The organism is Microbacterium aureliae, from assembly GCF_054780155.1.
In genome coordinates this window covers 1,294,903-1,311,771 of sequence record NZ_BAAGWW010000002.1, presented here as the reverse complement: position 1 = coordinate 1,311,771, position 16,869 = coordinate 1,294,903, and the positions used below count along the sequence as shown (strand labels likewise).

Genomic DNA, 16,869 nt, shown 5'->3' with positions numbered 1-16,869 from the left:
CCCCCGCACCCTGCACGGATCACGTGATGCGCACGAGATCACCCGCTGTTTCCGGTTCGCAACGGGTGATCTCGTACAGATCACGTGATCTGGTGAAAGAAGGCCAGGCGGGGCGAAGCGACGCGACGAGAGAAGAGAAGAGAAGGGCGACGGATGCCGGGGGCTACTCGCGCAGGGTGGCGCCGAAGCGCTCGCGTGCCACCGCGACGCCGGCGAGCTTCGCCTCGGTCGCCTCGGCGGCGGTGAGCGTCCGGTCGGCGGCCCGGAAGCGGAGCGCGAAGGTCAGGCTCTTCGCGCCCTCGGGCAGCCCCTGGCCGCGGTAGTCGTCCACGAGCCGCAGGGATTCCAGCAGCTCGCCCGCGCCCGATCGCAGCGCGTCGCGGACCTCGGCGGCGGGGACCGCCTCGTCGAGCACGAGCGAGACGTCCTGCGTCGCGGCGGGATAGCCCGACAGCGAGGACGCCACGACACGCTCGCCCGCGAGCTCCAGCAGACGGTCGAGGTCGAGCTCGGCGACCACGACGCGGCCGGGCAGGTCCGCCTCGGCGGCCACGGTCGGCAGCAGCTCGCCGGCGTAGCCGACCTCGTCGCCCGCGACGGTGAGCACCGCGGTGCGTCCCGGGTGAAGCGCTGCGCGGCGCCCCTGGGCGACCTCGACGCTCACGCCCGCCGCCGCGGCGATGGTCCGCACGGCATCCAGCGCGTCGGCGACATCGACCGGGACCGCCGGCTGCCCGGGCTGCTTGGCGACGCGGTTGCCGGTGAGCAGCACCCCGACATGGCGGGGCTGCGGCGGGATGGCGTCGTCGAGGTCCGCCAGGGTGGCGGCATCCGGCCTGACCGCCAGGGGCGGCACGAAGGTCGTGCCGTACGACACCCCGGTCGCGGGCAGGAACACCGCACCGGTCTCGAACAGGGCGAGGTCGGTGAAGCCGCGCGAGACGTTGCGGTGTGCGACCTGCAGCATCCCCGGCACGAGCGAGCGGCGCAGGAACGGCGCCTGACCGTCCAGCGGGTTGGCGAGCTTGACGCTCGGCAGGTGCGAGCCCGACGCCGAGCCGTGCAGGTCGTTGGCCTCTTCGGTGGTGAAGGGGAACGACGGCGTCTCGACGTACCCGGCCGCCGCGAGGGCGTTGGCCACGCGGCGCCGGCCGTGCTGGGCGGCGGTGAAGCCGCGCCCCGACGGCGGGACGGGGAGCACCGACGGGATCCTGTCGAGACCGTCGATGCGCGCGACCTCTTCGGCCAGCGTCCACTTGTCGGTGAGGTCGGGCCGCCACGTCGGGGCGGTGACGCGCCACACGTCGCCCGAGGAGTCGACGTCGCAGCCGATCAGCACGAGCGCCGCCCGGACCTGCTCCGGGGTGTAGTCGACGCCGATGAGCCCCGCGGCGAATCCGGCGGGCAGGTCGATCACGGTGCGGGTGACCTCGGTGCCGAGCGAGCCGCCGAAGGACTCGTCGCTCGTGCCGCCGGCGTACTGCACCATGAGGTCGGCCACGCGGCGGGCGGCGACGTACGGGATCGCCGGGTCCACGCCGCGCTCGAAGCGGCGCGACGCCTCGCTGGGCAGCTTGTGCCGGCGCGCGGTGCGGGCGATCGAGACGGTGTCGAAGATCGCCGCCTCGATGAGCACGTTGCGGGTCGCCGCGCTCATCTCGGTCTTGCCGCCGCCCATGACGCCCGCCAGGCCGATCGGCCCGGACTCGTCGGTGATGAGCAGGTCGTCGGCGTGCAGCGTCCGCGTCTTTCCGTCGAGGGTCTCGAGCTGCTCGCCCGCGATCGCACGGCGCACGGTGATGCCGCCGGTGAGCGTGTCGAGGTCGTAACCGTGGATGGGGTTCCCGAGCTCGAGCATGACGTAGTTGGTGATGTCGATCAGGATGCCGAGGGAGCGGATGCCGGCGAGCGTGAGCCGCGCGGTCATCCACGCCGGCGTGGGCTTGCCCGGGTCGACGTCGCGGACGACGCGCACGACGAATTCGCTCGCCCCCACACGGCCCCGGATGGGCGAGACGTCGTCGACGGCCACGGGGAATCCGGTGCCGGCGGCGACCTCGGCCGCCGGGCGCAGGCCGGGGTCGCGGAAGGCGGCGCCGGTGGCGTGGGAGTACTCCCGCGCGATGCCGCGCAGCGACAGCGCGTACCCGCGGTCGGGGGTGACGTTGACGTCGACGGCCACGTCGTCCAGGCCCAGCAGCGCGATCGCGTCGGTGCCGACGGGGGCGTCGATGCCGAGCTCGACAAGGCGCAGGATGCCGCTGTGCTCGTCGCCGAGGCCGAGTTCCTTGGCCGAGGCGATCATGCCGTCCGAGATGTGGCCGTAGGTCTTGCGCGCGGCGATCGGGAAGGGGCCGGGCAGAACGGCGCCCGGCAGGGTCACCACGACCTTGTCGCCGGCGAAGAAGTTGCGGGCACCGCACACGATGCCGCGGGACTCCGCCTCGCCGACGTCGACGCGGCACCACCGGATCGTCTTGCCGTTGGCCTGCGGCTCCTCGACGAAGTCGACGACCTCGCCCACGACGATGGGGCCGGTCAGCCCGAAGCCGTGCACGTCCTCCTCTTCGAAACCGACCGACACCAGAGCCGCCAGGACGTCCTCGGGGGTCGCCCCCTCGGGGACGTCGACGAACTCACGCAACCACGAAAGCGGGACGCGCATCAGACCACCATTCCGAACTGCTCGCTGAAGCGGACATCGCCCTCGGCCATGTCGCGCATGTCCTGCACGTCCGAGCGGAACATCAGCGTCCGCTCGATCCCCATCCCGAACGCGAAGCCGGAGTACTCCTCGGGGTCGATGCCCGCCGCCCGCAGCACGTTGGGGTTGATCATCCCGCAGCCGCCCCACTCGATCCACCGGGCGCCGCCCTTGAAGGTCGGGTGCCACAGGTCGAGCTCGGCGGAGGGCTCGGTGAAGGGGAAGAAGTTGGTGCGGAAGCGCGTCTTGGCCTCGGCGCCGAACAGCGCCTTGGCGACGTGATCGAGCGTGCCCTTGAGGTGGGCCATCGTGATGCCCCGGTCGACGACGAGGCCCTCGAACTGGCTGAAGACCGGCAGGTGCGTCGCGTCGAACTCATCGGTGCGGTACGCGCGCCCCGGGCACACGATGTAGACCGGCAGGTCGCGCTCGAGCATCGAGCGCACCTGCACGGGGCTGGTGTGGGTGCGCATCACGAGGTGACGCTGCACCGGGTCGACGTAAAACGTGTCCTGCATCTGGCGCGCGGGGTGGTCCTCGTCGAGGTTGAGCGCGTCGAAGTTGAACCACTCGTGCTCGAGCTCGGGACCCTCGGCGACCTCCCATCCCATGCCCGTGAAGATGTCGCCGATCTGGTCCTGCAGAAGGGTGAGCGGATGCCGCGCCCCGACGCGGGCGCGGTGGGCCAGAGCCGTCACGTCCACCCGCTCGGCCTCGAGCTTCGCGGCGGTCTCGGCTGCGGCGAGCGCCTCTTCGCGGGCGGCGAGCGCCTGGTTGACCTCGGCGCGGGCCTGTCCGACGAGCTTGCCGAACTCGGCCTTGCGGTCCTCGGGCACGTCGCGCATGCGGGCGTTGAGGGCGGCCAGCGGCGACCCCTCGGCGGTGTGCGCGGACCGGACGGCCTTCAGTGCGGCGGTGTCACCGGCGCCGGCGATGGCCGCCAGCGCCTGGGCGACCGCCGCAGAGACCGCGTCGGGCGTGATTTCGGGAGCGTCAGACACGAGAGAGGAGTCTACCGATCCTGCGTGTCGCTCCCGGTGCCGCCGCTTTGCATCCCCCCGCCCGCTGGGTTAGGTTTGCCTTACCTCGCCGCCCGAGTCGCGGCATCCCCCACCCCCGGAGTTCCCCCATGCGCACCCATCGCATTCTGGTCCCCGCTGCCCTCGCCGTTGCCGGCCTGCTCGCCGGCTGCACCGCCGCCCCGGGCTCGGACGCGTCGGGCGACGACGCGACGGTCACCCTCTATGCGGGCCGCGCCGAGGACCTGATCGGCCCGCTCATCTCGCAGTTCACGCAAGAGACCGGCATCAACGTCGACGTGCGCTACGCGGGCACCCCCGAGCTGACGGCCCTGCTCATCGAGGAGGGCGAGCGCACCCCTGCCGACGTGTTCCTCTCGCAGGATGCCGGTGCCCTCGGCGCCGTCACCGACGCGGGCTTGGCCGCCCCGCTGCCGTCCGACCTCGCCGAGAAGATCCCGGCGGGCTTCACCTCGCAGGACGGCAGCTGGATCGGCGTGACCGGGCGCGCGCGGGTGATCGCCTACGACGCCGAGAGCCTCGACGAGGCGGACGTGCCGGACACCGTCGACGATCTCGCCGACCCGGAGTGGGCGGGACGGGTGGGCTTCGCCCCGGGCAACGCCAGCTTCCAGTCCTTCATCACGGCGCTGCGGGTGCTCGAGGGCGAAGAGGCCGCCGAGGAGTGGGCGACGGCGATCGCGGCCAACGACCCGGTGCTCACCGAGAACAACAACGCCACCCTCGAGCTCGTCAACGCCGGCCAGGTCGACGTCGGCCTCATCAACCACTACTACTGGTACCGCCGCGCCGCCGAGCAGGGCCAGGACGCCATGCGCGCGCAGCTGAAGTTCCTGCCCGGCGACGCCGGCGGCATCGTCAACGTCACGGGCGCCGCGATCCTCAAGGGCGCCGAGGACAACCCCGACGCGCTCGCCCTGGTCGAGTACCTCGTGTCCGAGGCGGGGCAGCAGTACTTCGTCGACGAGACGTACGAGTACCCGCTGCTGCCGGGGATCGAGGCGCCCGAGGGTCTTCCGGCGCTGGACACGCTGGTCAACCCGGAGCTGGATCTGAGCGATCTGGACTCCGTCGCCGACTCGCAGGCGCTCCTGGCAAGGGCGGGCCTTCTCTGAGCACCGCGCCGCGATGACCCGTGCCTGATCCGACCGCGACGCGCCGGCCGCCGACCGCCCTGTGGGCGGCGGCGGCTGTCGCGTGCGTGCTGGCCGCGGTCCCCCTGCTGTACCTCGCGGTGCGCATCACCGGCAGCGGTGCCGAGCAGATCGCGGCCGCCCTGCTGCGCCCGCGCGTGCCCGAGCTCGTGGGCAACTCGCTCCTGCTGGCGGGATCGGTGACCGCCGCGGCGGTGGCCGTCGGCATCCCCGCCGCCTGGCTGCTGTCGCGCGCGGCACTGCCCTTCCGCGGCGTGTGGGCCGCGGTGGCGGCACTCCCCCTTGCCGTGCCGTCCTACCTCGCCGCATACGGCTGGCTCGCGGCGATCCCGCAGCTGAAGGGGTTCTGGGCGTCGTGGTTCGTCCTGACCTGCGTGTGCGTCCCCTACGTCACCCTGCCCGCCGCTGCGGCGATGCGCGCGGCATCCACCCGCTTCGACGATCTGGCGCGGACGCTCGGGCGCTCTCCGCTGCGGGCGTTCGTCGCGGGCACCTGGCCGCAGATCGCACCGGCGGTCTCGGCCGGCGCGCTGCTGACGTTCCTGTACACCCTGAGCGACTTCGGCGGCGTGGCGCTCTTCCGCTACCCCGTGCTGACGACCGCCATCCACCAGGCGTTCGGAGCGAGCTTCGACCGCGACTACGCCCTGGTCCTGTCGAGCGTCCTCGTCCTCATCGCCCTCGCCGTCGTCGTCGCCGAGCAGCTGCTCCGCCGCCGCGCGGCCGTGCCCGCCGCGACCGGCCCCGGTACCGCGCCGGTGCGGCTGCGGGGGTGGATGCCGGCGGCCTTCGCCCTTCTCCTGGCTCCGGCCCTCCTCGCCGCGGGCGTCCCCACCGCGATCCTGGTGGCCCGCGCCCTCGAGGCGACGAGCCTTCGCGCGTTCGATCCGGCGGAGTTCGCCTCGGCCCTGGGCGGCACCCTCGCCTTCGCCGGCGCGGGCGCCCTCATCGCCGTCGCGCTGGCCCTGCCGATCGGCGTGCTCGTCGCCCGTCACCGCGGCCGCGGCGTGCGCGTGGCCGAGGCCGCCGCGCTGCTGCCGCTCGGCATCCCCGGCGTCGTGGTGGGCCTGTCGCTGGTGTCCTTCTCGCTGGCCGTCGTGCCGTGGTGGTACCAGAGCGCGCTCGTGCTGGCCTTCGCGTACGGCGTCATGTTCCTACCCAAGGCCCTCGGCGGCGTGCGCAGCGCGATCGGCCAGGTGCCACCCGCCCTCGAGGACGTCTCGCGCACCCTCGGCCGCTCGGCGCTGGCGACGTGGTGGCAGGTGACGGTGCGCCTGGCGCGCCCGGGCGTCCTGGCGGCCGCGCTGCTGGTGGCCGTCACGGCGATGAAGGAGCTGCCGGCCACGCTGCTGCTGCGTCCCACCGGCACCGACACCCTCGCCACCGAGCTGTGGTCGCGCACCGACGTCTCGGCCTACGGCGCCGCCGCCCCCTACGCCCTGGCGCTGCTGGCCGTGGCGTGCGTGCCGGCGTTCCTGCTCTCCCGCCACCGCGATCCGAAGGATGTGTGACGATGACCTCGCTGCGTGTCGACGACCTCACCGTGCGCCTGGGCGGGCGCGACGTCCTGCGCCAGGTCGACGTGAGCGCCGCCGACGGCGAGCTGCTCGCCGTGGTCGGCCCCAGCGGCTGCGGCAAGACGACGCTGCTGCGATCGATCGCGGGACTCGTGCGCGCGGCATCCGGGGACATCCGGCTGGGCACGCGGCTGGTCGCCACGCACGGACTGCACCTGCGGCCCGAGCGCCGCGGCATCGGCTGGGTGCCGCAGGACGCCACCCTCTTCCCCCACCTCACCGTCGCGCAGAACGTCGCGTTCGGGATGCCGTCGCCGGCGGGCCGCCGGGTGGGGCTGCGACGCCGCGCCCAGGACCCCGAGATCCGGCGCATCCTGGACCTCGTGGGCCTCGGCGGCTTCGCCGACCGCATGCCGGCGCAGCTGTCGGGCGGACAGGCGCAGCGCGTGTCGCTGGCCCGTGCGCTGGCGTCCCGGCCGGCCCTCGTGCTGCTGGACGAGCCGTTCGCCGCCCTCGACCCGCTGCTGCGGCACGAGCTGCGGGAGTCGGTCCCGGCGTGGCTCCGCGAGGAGGGCGTGACGGGCGTGCTCGTCACCCATGACCAGGAGGAGGCCCTCTCGCTCGCCGACCGCGTCGCCGTCATGCAGGACGGCCGCGTGCTGCAGCAGGACTCCCCCGTGGCGGTGTTCGGCCGCCCCGCGACCGCGTGGGTCGCCGGCTTCGTCGGCGACGCCGTCTTCCTGCCCGGCGAGTGGCACGAGGACGTGGTCGAGACCGCGCTCGGCCGCGTGCCGGCGCAGTGGGCCGAGCAGTCGGGCGCCGAAGAGGTGCCCGTCCCGCCGGCCGGCGCTGCCGTGACGGCGATGCTCCGCCCCGAGCAGCTCGCCGTCGCACCGGATCCTGCGGGCACCGCCGTCGTCCGGCGGGCGCGGTTCACCGGGCACTCGGCGCTGCTCGAGATCGCCCTCGACGACGGCGCCATCCTGCACGCGCGGGTGGCGTCGCCCTCTGCCACTCCCCCCGGCAGCCGGGTCCGCCTCAGCGTGTCGGGCGGCGCCCTCGCCTACGGCGCCCCCTGATCACAGGGTCAGAGCCCGCCGCGGTGCTCGGATGCCCGGGCGTCGGCGGTCGCCTCGGCCTTGAGCAGCGCCGCCGGGTTGGTCGGGTCGTCTGCCACGCCGCCGCCGCGCACGCGGCGTCCGCCGCTCGCCGTCCGGCGTGAGAGCCAGCGGGCGAACCACGACAGCGACAGGTTGATGGCGAGGTAGATCAGCAGGGTGACGACGAACAGCGAGAACAGGTAGCGGTTGCCGTAGTAGCTGCCGAGGTTGTTCATGTTCGTGCGGATGAGCTCGTTGTACCCGACGATGTAGCCGAGCGAGGTGTCCTTCAGCAGGACGACCAGCTGCGCGACGATGATCGGGAGCATCTGGCGGAACGCCTGCGGGAACTCCACGAGCATCTTCGACTGGAACTCGCGCATGCCGACGCTGAGCGCCGCCTCGCGCTGGCCGCGCGGAAGGGCGGCCAGGCCCGCGCGCAGCGCTTCGCCGATGAGGGTGCCGTTGTAGATGATGAGCGCGATCACGACCGCCCAGAACGCGCCGGTCGACGCGACGAGCAGGATGAACAGCATCATCAGCAGCACGGGCATGCCGCGGAAGAACTCCAGCACCCACGCGGTCGGGATCCGCACCCACGGGATCAGCGAGCTGCGAAGCAGCGAGAAGACCACGCCGAGCACGATCGCGCCGATCGCGGCGACGGCCGCTGCCTGCAGCGTGCCCATCACGCCGCGTCCGATGAAGCTCCAGACCTCGGGGTCGAGGAAGATGTCCCACCGGCTGCCGTCGAACATGCCCGGCAGGCTGATGCCGCCGGACTGTCGCGGCGCGGCCAGGAGCAGGTACACCCACACCCCGCCGGCGGCGATGAGCGCGAGCGAGACGATCGAGGCGATGAGCGAGATGCGCCGCGCGCGGGGACCGGGGGCGTCGAAGAGGACGCTCGCGCCGGTCATCGGCTGACCACCCAGCGCTTCTCGAGCCGGCTGGCGGCGAAGCCGAGCGGGACGGTGACGACGAGGTAGAGGGCGGCGGCCACCACGAGGATCGGGATCACGATGTTTCCGTTGTCGTTGGCGAGCTGCCGGGTGCTGGCGAAGAGCTCGACGACGAAGAAGCCTCCGGCGACGGAGGTGTTCTTCGTCAGGGCGATGAAGACGTTGATGAGCGGCGGGATCGTCATGCGGAAGGCCTGGGGCAGCACGACGAGCGAGACGGTCTGCCCGAACCCGAGTCCGATGCTGCGCGCGGCTTCGGCCTGGCCGACCGGCACGCCGTTGATCCCCGAGCGCAGGGCCTCGGCGACGAACGGCGACGTGTAGTAGGTCAGCGCGATGAACGCCAGCAGCAGGTACGGCGCGCGAACGCCCAGCATGGGCATGACGAACGCGGTGAAGAAGAACACCAGCGTCAACGGGGTGTTGCGGGCGATCTCGGTCCAGAAGGCGGCGAAGCCCCGCAGGACGGGCACCGGCGAGATACGCATGGCGGCGATGAGCGTGCCGAGGATCAGGGCGAGGATGCCCGAGACCGCCAGCAGCAGCAGCGTGACCCGGAAGCCCTCCCAGAACTCCGGCATGAGCGACCACAGCAAGTCCATGCGGGCTCCTTTCGCGGGGGACGAGGGGATGCGGGGCGGTGACCCCGCGGCACGTGTGGCCGCGGGGTCACCGTCCGATCAGTAGCGGTCGGGAGCGGGAGGGTCGACGAAGGGCAGCACGGTGCCGGCGGTGGCATTCCATGCGTCCTCGTAGCGGCCGTCCTCGTACGCCTTCTCGAGCACGTCGTTGATCCACATGCGGAAGTCGGTGTCGTCCAGCGCGAGGCCGATGCCGTAGGGCTCCTCGGTGAACGGCTCGCCGGCAACCTTGAACTCGCCCTCGTTCTGGGCGGCGAGGCCCGCGAGGATGACGTTGTCGGTCGAGACGGCCACGACGGTGCCGTTGCGGAGCGGCTCGAGGCAGTTCGAGTAGGTGTCGGTGAGGACGGGCTCAGCCCCGATCTCCTCGAGCTTGGCGGCCGGAGTGGATCCGGTCACCGAACAGACGGGCTGGCCGACGAGGTCCTCTTCGCTCTGGATGTCGTCGTTGTCGGCGAGCACCAGGATCGACTGACCGGCCATGTAGTACGGCCCGGCGAACGAGACGACCTCCTTGCGGGCGTCGTTGATCGTGTAGGTCGCGATGACGATGTCCACCTGGCCGTTCTCGATGAACGGCTCGCGGTTGGCCGACACCGTCTCGACCCACTCGATGTCGTCCTCGGCGATGCCGAGCTCCGAGGCGATGATCTTGCCGATCTCGACGTCGAAGCCTTCGGGCGTGCCCGAGGGCCCCATGAGGCCGAACAGCGGCTGGTCGAACTTCGTGCCGATCGTGATGGCACCGGCCTCGTTGAGCTCGGCCATCGTGGTTCCCTCTTCGAACGTCACGTCCTCGGGATCGGGGGCGGCGTCGTTACCCGGGGTGTCGGAGCCGCCTGCGCATGCCGTCAGCGCGAGCGCGCCGGCGGCGGCCAGCGCGATCAGCGGCAGTCTGAGTCGCTTCATGTCTTCGTCCTTTGCTGTGCTCGGGCCACGCGTGGCGGCCCTCCTCTGGTCTCCCGCCGCTGGTGGCGACGGGCGTCTGCGGTCAGTGCTCGAGGATCTTGGACAGGAAGTCCTTCGCCCTCTCGCTCTTCGGGTTGGTGAAGAACTCCTCGGGGGTGGCCTCTTCGACGATGGCGCCGTCCGCCATGAAGAGCACGCGATCGGCAGCCTTGCGGGCGAAGCCCATCTCGTGGGTGACCACGATCATCGTCATGCCGTCGGCGGCGAGGCCGACCATCACGTCGAGGACCTCGTTGATCATCTCGGGATCCAGCGCACTCGTCGGCTCGTCCATGAGGATGAGCTTCGGGTTCATCGCCAGCGAGCGGGCGATCGCGACGCGCTGCTGCTGACCGCCCGAGAGCTGGCTCGGCATCTTCTGCGCCTGGTTGGCCACGCCCACCCGGTCCAGCAGCTGCATGGCCTTCTGCTCGGCATCCTTCTTCTTCATGCCGCGCACGCGCATGGGCCCCAGCGTCACGTTCTCGAGCACCGTCTTGTGCGCGAACAGGTTGAAGGACTGGAACACCATGCCGACGTCGGCCCGCAACCGCGCGAGGTCCTTGCCCTCGGCGGGCAGCGGCTCGCCGTCGATGGTGATGACACCGGAATCGATCGTCTCGAGGCGGTTGATCGCGCGGCAGAGCGTCGACTTGCCCGAACCGGACGGTCCGATCACGACGACGACTTCACCGCGGTTGACGACGGTGTTGATGTCGCGCAAAACGTGCAGCGCGCCGAAGTGCTTGTCGACGTGCTCGACGACGACGAGCGGCTCGCCCCTCCGGACGTTGATGTTCGACGTGCGCGGCGAAGCCGCCGGTGCATCAGGAGTCGCCATGAAGATCACCCTAGAACGGCGACCGCGGCGGGCGCAGGAGCCCCACGCACCTCTTTACCGTTCTGAGACAAACGCGACGGCGGTTCAGACGGATGCCGCCCGCTGGGCGAACGCCGTCTCGTACAGGCACACGCTGGCGGCCGTGGCGAGGTTGAGCGACTCGGCCCGGCCGTAGATCGGGAGCCTCAGCGCCGCGTCGGCCAGCGCGAGCGCGTCCTCGTCCAGGCCCCGCGCCTCGTTGCCGAACAGCCACGCGGTGGGCTCGGCGAGGCTCTCGCGGGCGGCGAGGAAGTCTTCCCCGCCGACGTCTGCGGCCACGACCCGCAGGCCGGCGCCGTGGGCGCGCTGGACCGCGGTGGCGAGGTCCACGCCCACCGCGACCGGCAGGTGGAACAGCGAGCCGGTGGTCGCGCGGACGACCTTCGGGTTGTAGAGGTCGACGGTGCGCCCGGTGAGCACGACGGCGTCGGCGCCCGCCGCGTCGGCGGCGCGGATGATGGTCCCGAGGTTGCCCGGGTCGCGCACCTCCTCGCAGATCGCCACCAGGCGCGGCGAGGCGGCGAAGACGTCCCGCACCGAGGTCGGCGACTGCCGGGCCACGGCGACGATCCCCTGCGGCGTGACGGTGTCGGCTATGGCGTCGATGACCGCCTCGGCGGCGAAGACGATGTCCAGCCCGGCATCCTGCGCGGCATCCCGGACGTCCTGATGCTTGTCCATGGCCGTCGGCGTGGCGAACAGCTCCACGACCGTGTCGGGACGGTATGCCAGCGCCTCGCGGGCGGCCTGCGGCCCCTCGAGCAGGAAGAGGCCCGTCTCTTGACGGGCGGTGCGCTTGGTCAGCTTCGCGACCGCGCGAACGCGCGGCGACCGGGGGTTCTCGAGCACCCGACCAGTCTAGAGACACCGAAGGCGCCCTCCTGTCGGAGGACGCCTTCGGTCACGCGAGATCGGGTCAGGCGCTCTTGGGAGCGTTGACGTTCTCGGGGAGCGCCTTCTTGGCGGTCGCGACGAGCGACGCGAACACTGCCGGCTCGTTCACGGCGAGCTCGGCCAGCATGCGGCGGTCGACCTGCACGCCCGCCAGGCCCAGGCCCTGGATGAAGCGGTTGTAGGTCAGGCCGTTCTGGCGGCTCGCGGCGTTGATGCGCTGGATCCACAGGCGGCGGAAGTCGCCCTTGCGCTTGCGACGGTCGCGGTACGCGTAGACGAGCGAGTGGGTGACCTGCTCCTTCGCCTTTCGGTACAGACGCGAACGCTGACCCCGGTAACCCGAGGCGCGCTCGAGGATGACGCGACGCTTCTTGTGGGCGTTGACGGCCCGCTTGACTCTAGCCATTTCGTTTCGTTCCTATTCGTGCGTCGGCGCGCTCAGCGGCCGAGGAGCTTCTTGGCGACCTTGGCGTCGCCCGGGGCGAGGACCTGCTCCTGCGACAGGCGGCGGGTGCGGCGGGTGGGCTTGCCCTCGAAGTTGTGACGAAGGTTCGCCTGCTGCTTCATGAGCTTCCCGCTGCCGGTGACCTTGAAGCGCTTCTTGGCGCCCGAATGCGTCTTCTGCTTCGGCATCTTCTCGTTCCTTTATCGATATCGCCCAGTGGGCTGGTGTGCATCCCGCCGTGCGGGAGTCGGATCCCCGCGTCGCGGGAGTTCGTGGGGCCTATTCGGCCGGAGCCTCGACCGGCTCCTCGCCGGCGCGAGCCGAGCGTGCGGCTTCCTTGTTCGCCGCCCGCTGGGCGTTCTGCTCGGTCTTCACCTCGGACTTGTTCTTGTGCGGGGCGATCACCATCGTCATGTTGCGGCCGTCGATCGTGGGGTTCGACTCGACGGTGCCGTACTCGGCGACGTCCTCGGCGAACTTCCGCAGCAGGCGCACGCCCTGCTCGGGCCGCGACTGCTCGCGACCGCGGAACAGGATCATCGCCTTCACCTTGTCGCCCGCCTGCAGGAACCCCTCGGCGCGCTTGAGCTTGGTGATGTAGTCGTGCGCCTCGATCTTCAGGCGGAAGCGCACCTCTTTGAGGACCGTGTTCGCCTGGTTGCGACGGGCCTCCTTCGCCTTCTGCGCAGCCTCGTACTTGAACTTGCCGTAGTCCATGATCTTGACCACGGGCGGCTTCGAGTTGGGCGCGACCTCGACCAGGTCGAGATCGGCCTCCTGGGCCAGACGCTGGGCGACTTCGATGCGGACGACGCCGACCTGCTCGCCGTTCGGGCCGACGAGTCGGACCTCCGACGCGCGGATGCGCTCGTTGGTGCGGGGATCGCTGATGCGGAACTCCTCTGACGTGACGGTGTACCACCGCGACACGGTGTGCATCGCGGGTGGAAGAGGAGTCATTCCACCCGCACGGCGCCCTGCGCCGGCTGCACCCTGGCCACCCCGCCGCAGAGCGGACGGGGCGGGGTGCGTGACCCGGTAGCCTGGAGCGGCAAGCGCGGGTGGGATGTGATCCTCTTTCGATTCCGAGGCAGATGCCCCGGAGCCCGCTGAAGTCTAGCAGAGAGCGACACGTGAACACGATTCCGGATGCCGGGACCCCCGAAGCCGCCGACGAGGCGCGCCGCGACGCCGCCCGCGAGGCCCGCTGGGAGGAGCAGGAGCGCGCCGCATCCGCGGCCACCCGCGACATCGCCGACGTCCCCGCCGTCGAAGTCATCACCACGACGGCCGTGCACCTGATGAGCGCGGCAGCGGTCAAGACGGGGCTCGCAGACGATTCCGCCACCCAGCTGGACCTCGACGAGGCGCGAAAGCTCATCAACGCCCTCGCCGGCCTCATCACCGCCGGCGCACCCGAGATCAGCGACATGCACGCGCGGTCGCTCCGCGACGGCCTGCGCTCCCTGCAGCTGGCCTTCCGCGAGGCCTCGACCATCCCGGACCCGATCGGCAAGGGACCGGGCGAGAAGTGGACGGGGCCGGTGACCTGACGGGCGAGTGACGCCCGTCAGGCGATTCCGACGGCGGCGGCGCCGCGCCGGATCGCATCGACCGTGCGCTCCACGGCGTCGGCGTCGGTGAGGCGGTTGGACACCGCGAAGCGGACCACGACGCGATCCTGCCATCGCGAGGACGACGCCCACACCGTCCCCTCGGCCCGCAGCCACTCGCCGAGCGCGGCGGTGCGCTCGTCGTCGGCCGCGGCGACGCACACCTGCGTGAACACCACGTCGTTGAGGACCCGCAGTCCCGGCGTCCGGCCCACCCCCGCCGCGATGCCGGCCGCCGCCGTCGCGAGCCCGTCGACCAGCTCGATCACACCGGCGCGGCCGAGCTGCCGCAGCGCCGCCCACACCGTCACGCCCCGCGCACGCCGCGACAGCTCGGGGACGTGGTCGTACGGGTCGGCGATGTCCGCCACCTGCGGAAGGTAGGCCGCGTGCGCGCCGAGCGACGCGGACATCGCCGCCTCGTCCCGCACGATCGCCACGCCGCAGTCGTACGGGACGTTGAGCGTCTTGTGCGCGTCGGTCGCCCAGGAGTCCGCCTGCGCGATGTCCGCGACGAGGTGCGCCAGCCGGGGGACGGCGCACGCCCACAGCCCGAACGCCCCGTCCACGTGCACCCACGCCCCCGCCTCGCGGGCGACCGCGACGGCCGCGGCGAAGTCGTCGAACGCTCCCGAGTGCACGTCCCCGGCCTGCAGGGCGACCACGGCCGGCCCCTCGCCGTCCGCCAGCGCCCGCCGCAGGCCCGCCACGTCGATGCGCCCCTGGTCGTCGGCCCCGACGGTGCGCGGTGCGCCGAGGCCGCAGATGCGCCCGGCGAGCACGACGGAGGTGTGGACGGCGTCGCCCGCCAAGAAGCGGACCGGCGGGGCTGCGGACAACCCCCGCTCCGGCGCGTGACCGGCGCGACGGAGCACGGCATCGCGGCCCGCGACCAGGCACGAGAGGTTGGCGCTGGTGGCCCCCGTGGTGAACCCCACACCGCTCTCGGGCGGCAGGTGCAGCGCGTCGAGCAGCCAGCCCGCGGCGACCTCCTCGACGGCGGCGGTGCCGGGGGTGGGCTGGCGTGACCCGGTGTTCTGGTCCCATGCCGAGACGAGCCAGTCCGCGGCGAGGGCCGCCGGGTAGGCGCCGCCGATCACGAAGCCGTAGAACCTCGGCGAGCCCATCGCCATGAGCCCCGGCTCGACCGCCGCGGCGAGCTCATCGACCACCGCCTCGGGATCGCGGCCGGAGTCGGGCAGCGCGGCGGGCAGCCGCGCCCGCAGCTGATCGGCATCCTGATCGGGACGGATGCTGCGGTCGGGCAGCCCGCGCAGCCACGCCGCCGCATGGCGGTGGGCGGCGTCCAGTGCCGCTGTGTACTCGCCGACCGTGTCCTCGTGCATCGTGGGCCTCCGATCGCCGATCCTCCGCCCAACGGGCGGCGGGGGCAAGAGGGCGCGGTCAGCGGGCGCGGACGAGCTTGACCGTCAGCGAGTCCACGAGCACGGCGATGCGGTCGTCGGCGGCCCACCGCTGCGCCAGGCGCGAGAGGACGGCATCCAGGGCGTCCTTCTCGAGCCCCTCCACGAGCTCGAGCCGCACGACGAGCTCGGGTCCGCGCAGGCGCGCGGCGGGATCGCCCGGCTGCACCGAGAGGTCGAGGACGGCGAGTTCGGATCCGATGCTCGCCTGGAGCCCGGCGAAGACCTCGGGAGAGACGAAGCTGGGCTCCCAGCGCTCGCCCTGCGCGATGGCCCACACCGCGGGGCGGCGGATGACGAACTCGGTCTCGCTGCCCGGGTCCACGACGATGAGGTCGGTGTCGTCCTGCACGGCGGCAGCCGCGGTCCGCACGCCGTCGGCGGGGATGGGCCGGGCCGTGGGATCCCACGCGGCCATCGCGGTGACCGACGTGAAGACCGGCAGCACGCGGCGGCCGTCAGGCGAGGCGACCGTCACGATCGACAGCTCCTGCGTCTTGTCGACGGTCAGCCCGCTGGGAGCGGTGCCCTCGTCCCCCCGCTCGGCGACGAGGGGGATCAGCAGCCGGGCGGCTCGATACGCGTCGACCACGGCGTCCTGACCGCCGTCGCCTGCCCGGAACGCCGTCAGCGCGGCGAGGAGGGCGGGATCGGCCGAGCCGTCGTCACCCGTGTGCGGGTTGGCGTGGAAACGGCGGCCCTCCCAGGGCACGCCCGCGGAGTCGGCGGGAGTCTGCCCGGCGGAAGGATCAGTATCCGGCGACATCCAGCGCCTCGGCCAGCGTGAACGCGCCGGCGTAGAGCGCCTTGCCCATGATCGCGCCCTCGACGCCCAGCGGCACGAGTTCGCGGAGCGCCGCGATGTCGTCCAGGCTCGAGATGCCGCCCGAGGCCACGACGGGCTTCGGCGTGCGCGAGGTCACCTCGCGCAGCAGATCGAGGTTCGGTCCCTTGAGCGTGCCGTCCTTGGTGACGTCGGTGACGACGTAGCGGCTGCAGCCGGCGGCCTCGAGCCGCTGGAGGACGGTCCACAGATCGCCGCCCTCCTGCGTCCAGCCGCGCGCGGCGAGGGTCGTCCCGCGCACGTCCAGGCCGACCGCGACGAGATCGCCGTAGCGGCCGATGACGTCCGCCGCCCACTCGGGGTTCTCGAGCGCCGCCGTGCCGAGGTTGATGCGGGCGGCCCCCGACTCCAGCGCCGCCTCGAGCGAACGGTCGTCGCGGATGCCGCCCGAGAGCTCGACCTGGACGCCTTTGACCTGCTTGATGACCTTGCGCAGCAGACCTGCGTTGCTGCCGCGTCCGAACGCGGCGTCGAGGTCGACCAGGTGGATCCAGTCGGCGCCCTGTCGCGCCCACTCCAGCGCCGCGTCGACGGGGTCGCCGTAGTTGGTCTCGGTGCCGGCCTCTCCCTGCGTGAGGCGGACGGCCTTGCCGCCGGCCACGTCGACGGCCGGAAGCAGGGTCAATGTGGGCGTGGACGCGAAATCGTTCATGGCTCCTCGTGCGGGAAGATCACGGAAGCGGACGCTCCCGCGGTTGGCACG

At 72.1% G+C, this 16,869-nt stretch carries 17 protein-coding genes; 4 read left to right on the top strand and 13 right to left on the bottom strand.

Going from position 1 to position 16,869, the window contains the following annotated elements; genetic code table 11:
• Positions 1-163: 163 nt before the first annotated feature.
• Positions 164-2,665, bottom strand: a complete 2,502-nt coding sequence (gene pheT / locus ACYVF4_RS12155) for a phenylalanine--tRNA ligase subunit beta (protein ID WP_460723028.1) — start codon at positions 2,663-2,665, stop codon at positions 164-166.
• Positions 2,665-3,705 (bottom strand): phenylalanine--tRNA ligase subunit alpha, encoded by a 1,041-nt coding sequence (gene pheS, locus ACYVF4_RS12150; protein WP_460723026.1) that lies wholly within the window; start codon positions 3,703-3,705, stop codon positions 2,665-2,667. Before pheS ends, pheT begins: the two co-directional genes overlap by 1 nt.
• Positions 3,706-3,833: 128 nt before the next feature.
• Here pheS and ACYVF4_RS12145 point away from each other — a divergent pair, with 128 nt between their 5' ends.
• Genes ACYVF4_RS12145 through ACYVF4_RS12135 form a run of 3 tightly spaced genes read left to right on the top strand, consistent with a single transcriptional unit; the run spans position 3,834 to position 7,494 of the window.
• Positions 3,834-4,859: an extracellular solute-binding protein gene (locus tag ACYVF4_RS12145; RefSeq protein ID WP_460723024.1), complete on the top strand. Its 1,026-nt coding sequence runs from the start codon at positions 3,834-3,836 to the stop codon at positions 4,857-4,859.
• 20 nt (positions 4,860-4,879) lie between these two features.
• Positions 4,880-6,409, top strand: coding sequence for an ABC transporter permease (locus ACYVF4_RS12140; RefSeq protein ID WP_460723022.1), 1,530 nt, complete (start codon positions 4,880-4,882; stop codon positions 6,407-6,409).
• A 2-nt stretch (positions 6,410-6,411) separates the two neighbouring features.
• Positions 6,412-7,494, top strand: coding sequence for an ABC transporter ATP-binding protein (locus ACYVF4_RS12135; RefSeq protein ID WP_460723020.1), 1,083 nt, complete (start codon positions 6,412-6,414; stop codon positions 7,492-7,494).
• An 8-nt stretch (positions 7,495-7,502) separates the two neighbouring features.
• Here ACYVF4_RS12135 and ACYVF4_RS12130 read toward each other — a convergent pair whose 3' ends face one another.
• The 8 genes from ACYVF4_RS12130 to infC all read right to left on the bottom strand — a co-directional run bounded on the left by ACYVF4_RS12130 (position 7,503) and on the right by infC (position 13,224).
• The gene (locus ACYVF4_RS12130) at positions 7,503-8,435 is read right to left on the bottom strand and encodes an amino acid ABC transporter permease (RefSeq protein WP_460723018.1); all 933 of its coding nucleotides are present in this window, start codon (positions 8,433-8,435) and stop codon (positions 7,503-7,505) included.
• Positions 8,432-9,079, bottom strand: coding sequence for an amino acid ABC transporter permease (locus ACYVF4_RS12125; protein WP_460723016.1), 648 nt, complete (start codon positions 9,077-9,079; stop codon positions 8,432-8,434). The genes ACYVF4_RS12130 and ACYVF4_RS12125 overlap by 4 nt, the downstream gene beginning before the upstream one ends.
• Positions 9,080-9,157: 78 nt before the next feature.
• Entirely contained in the window at positions 9,158-10,027 is an 870-nt protein-coding gene (locus tag ACYVF4_RS12120) for a glutamate ABC transporter substrate-binding protein (protein WP_460723014.1), read from the bottom strand.
• A gap of 82 nt (positions 10,028-10,109) precedes the next feature.
• A complete protein-coding gene (locus tag ACYVF4_RS12115; protein ID WP_460723012.1) occupies positions 10,110-10,907 on the bottom strand; it encodes an amino acid ABC transporter ATP-binding protein in 798 nt (265 codons plus the stop codon).
• 84 nt (positions 10,908-10,991) lie between these two features.
• Positions 10,992-11,795 carry a TrmH family RNA methyltransferase gene (locus ACYVF4_RS12110; protein ID WP_460723010.1) on the bottom strand — a complete coding sequence of 268 codons (804 nt, stop codon included), beginning with the start codon at positions 11,793-11,795 and terminating at the stop codon, positions 10,992-10,994.
• 67 nt (positions 11,796-11,862) lie between these two features.
• Entirely contained in the window at positions 11,863-12,246 is a 384-nt protein-coding gene (rplT, locus tag ACYVF4_RS12105; protein WP_460723008.1) for a 50S ribosomal protein L20, read from the bottom strand.
• A gap of 32 nt (positions 12,247-12,278) precedes the next feature.
• Positions 12,279-12,473: a 50S ribosomal protein L35 gene (gene rpmI / locus ACYVF4_RS12100; RefSeq protein ID WP_159844935.1), complete on the bottom strand. Its 195-nt coding sequence runs from the start codon at positions 12,471-12,473 to the stop codon at positions 12,279-12,281.
• A 91-nt stretch (positions 12,474-12,564) separates the two neighbouring features.
• The gene (gene infC / locus ACYVF4_RS12095; protein ID WP_460723006.1) at positions 12,565-13,224 is read right to left on the bottom strand and encodes a translation initiation factor IF-3; all 660 of its coding nucleotides are present in this window, start codon (positions 13,222-13,224) and stop codon (positions 12,565-12,567) included.
• Positions 13,225-13,418: 194 nt separating this feature from the next.
• Between infC and ACYVF4_RS12090 the strand changes: the two genes are divergently transcribed.
• Positions 13,419-13,838 carry a DUF1844 domain-containing protein gene (locus ACYVF4_RS12090; RefSeq protein WP_460723004.1) on the top strand — a complete coding sequence of 140 codons (420 nt, stop codon included), beginning with the start codon at positions 13,419-13,421 and terminating at the stop codon, positions 13,836-13,838.
• 17 nt (positions 13,839-13,855) lie between these two features.
• Here ACYVF4_RS12090 and ACYVF4_RS12085 read toward each other — a convergent pair whose 3' ends face one another.
• Genes ACYVF4_RS12085 through priA form a run of 3 tightly spaced genes read right to left on the bottom strand, consistent with a single transcriptional unit; the run spans position 13,856 to position 16,818 of the window.
• Positions 13,856-15,244: a pyridoxal phosphate-dependent decarboxylase family protein gene (locus tag ACYVF4_RS12085; RefSeq protein ID WP_460723002.1), complete on the bottom strand. Its 1,389-nt coding sequence runs from the start codon at positions 15,242-15,244 to the stop codon at positions 13,856-13,858.
• Between the two features lie 58 nt (positions 15,245-15,302).
• Positions 15,303-16,088 (bottom strand): SseB family protein, encoded by a 786-nt coding sequence (locus ACYVF4_RS12080; RefSeq protein ID WP_460723000.1) that lies wholly within the window; start codon positions 16,086-16,088, stop codon positions 15,303-15,305.
• Entirely contained in the window at positions 16,072-16,818 is a 747-nt protein-coding gene (gene priA, locus ACYVF4_RS12075) for a bifunctional 1-(5-phosphoribosyl)-5-((5-phosphoribosylamino)methylideneamino)imidazole-4-carboxamide isomerase/phosphoribosylanthranilate isomerase PriA (RefSeq protein WP_460722998.1), read from the bottom strand. The genes ACYVF4_RS12080 and priA overlap by 17 nt, the downstream gene beginning before the upstream one ends.
• Positions 16,819-16,869: the final 51 nt, after the last annotated feature.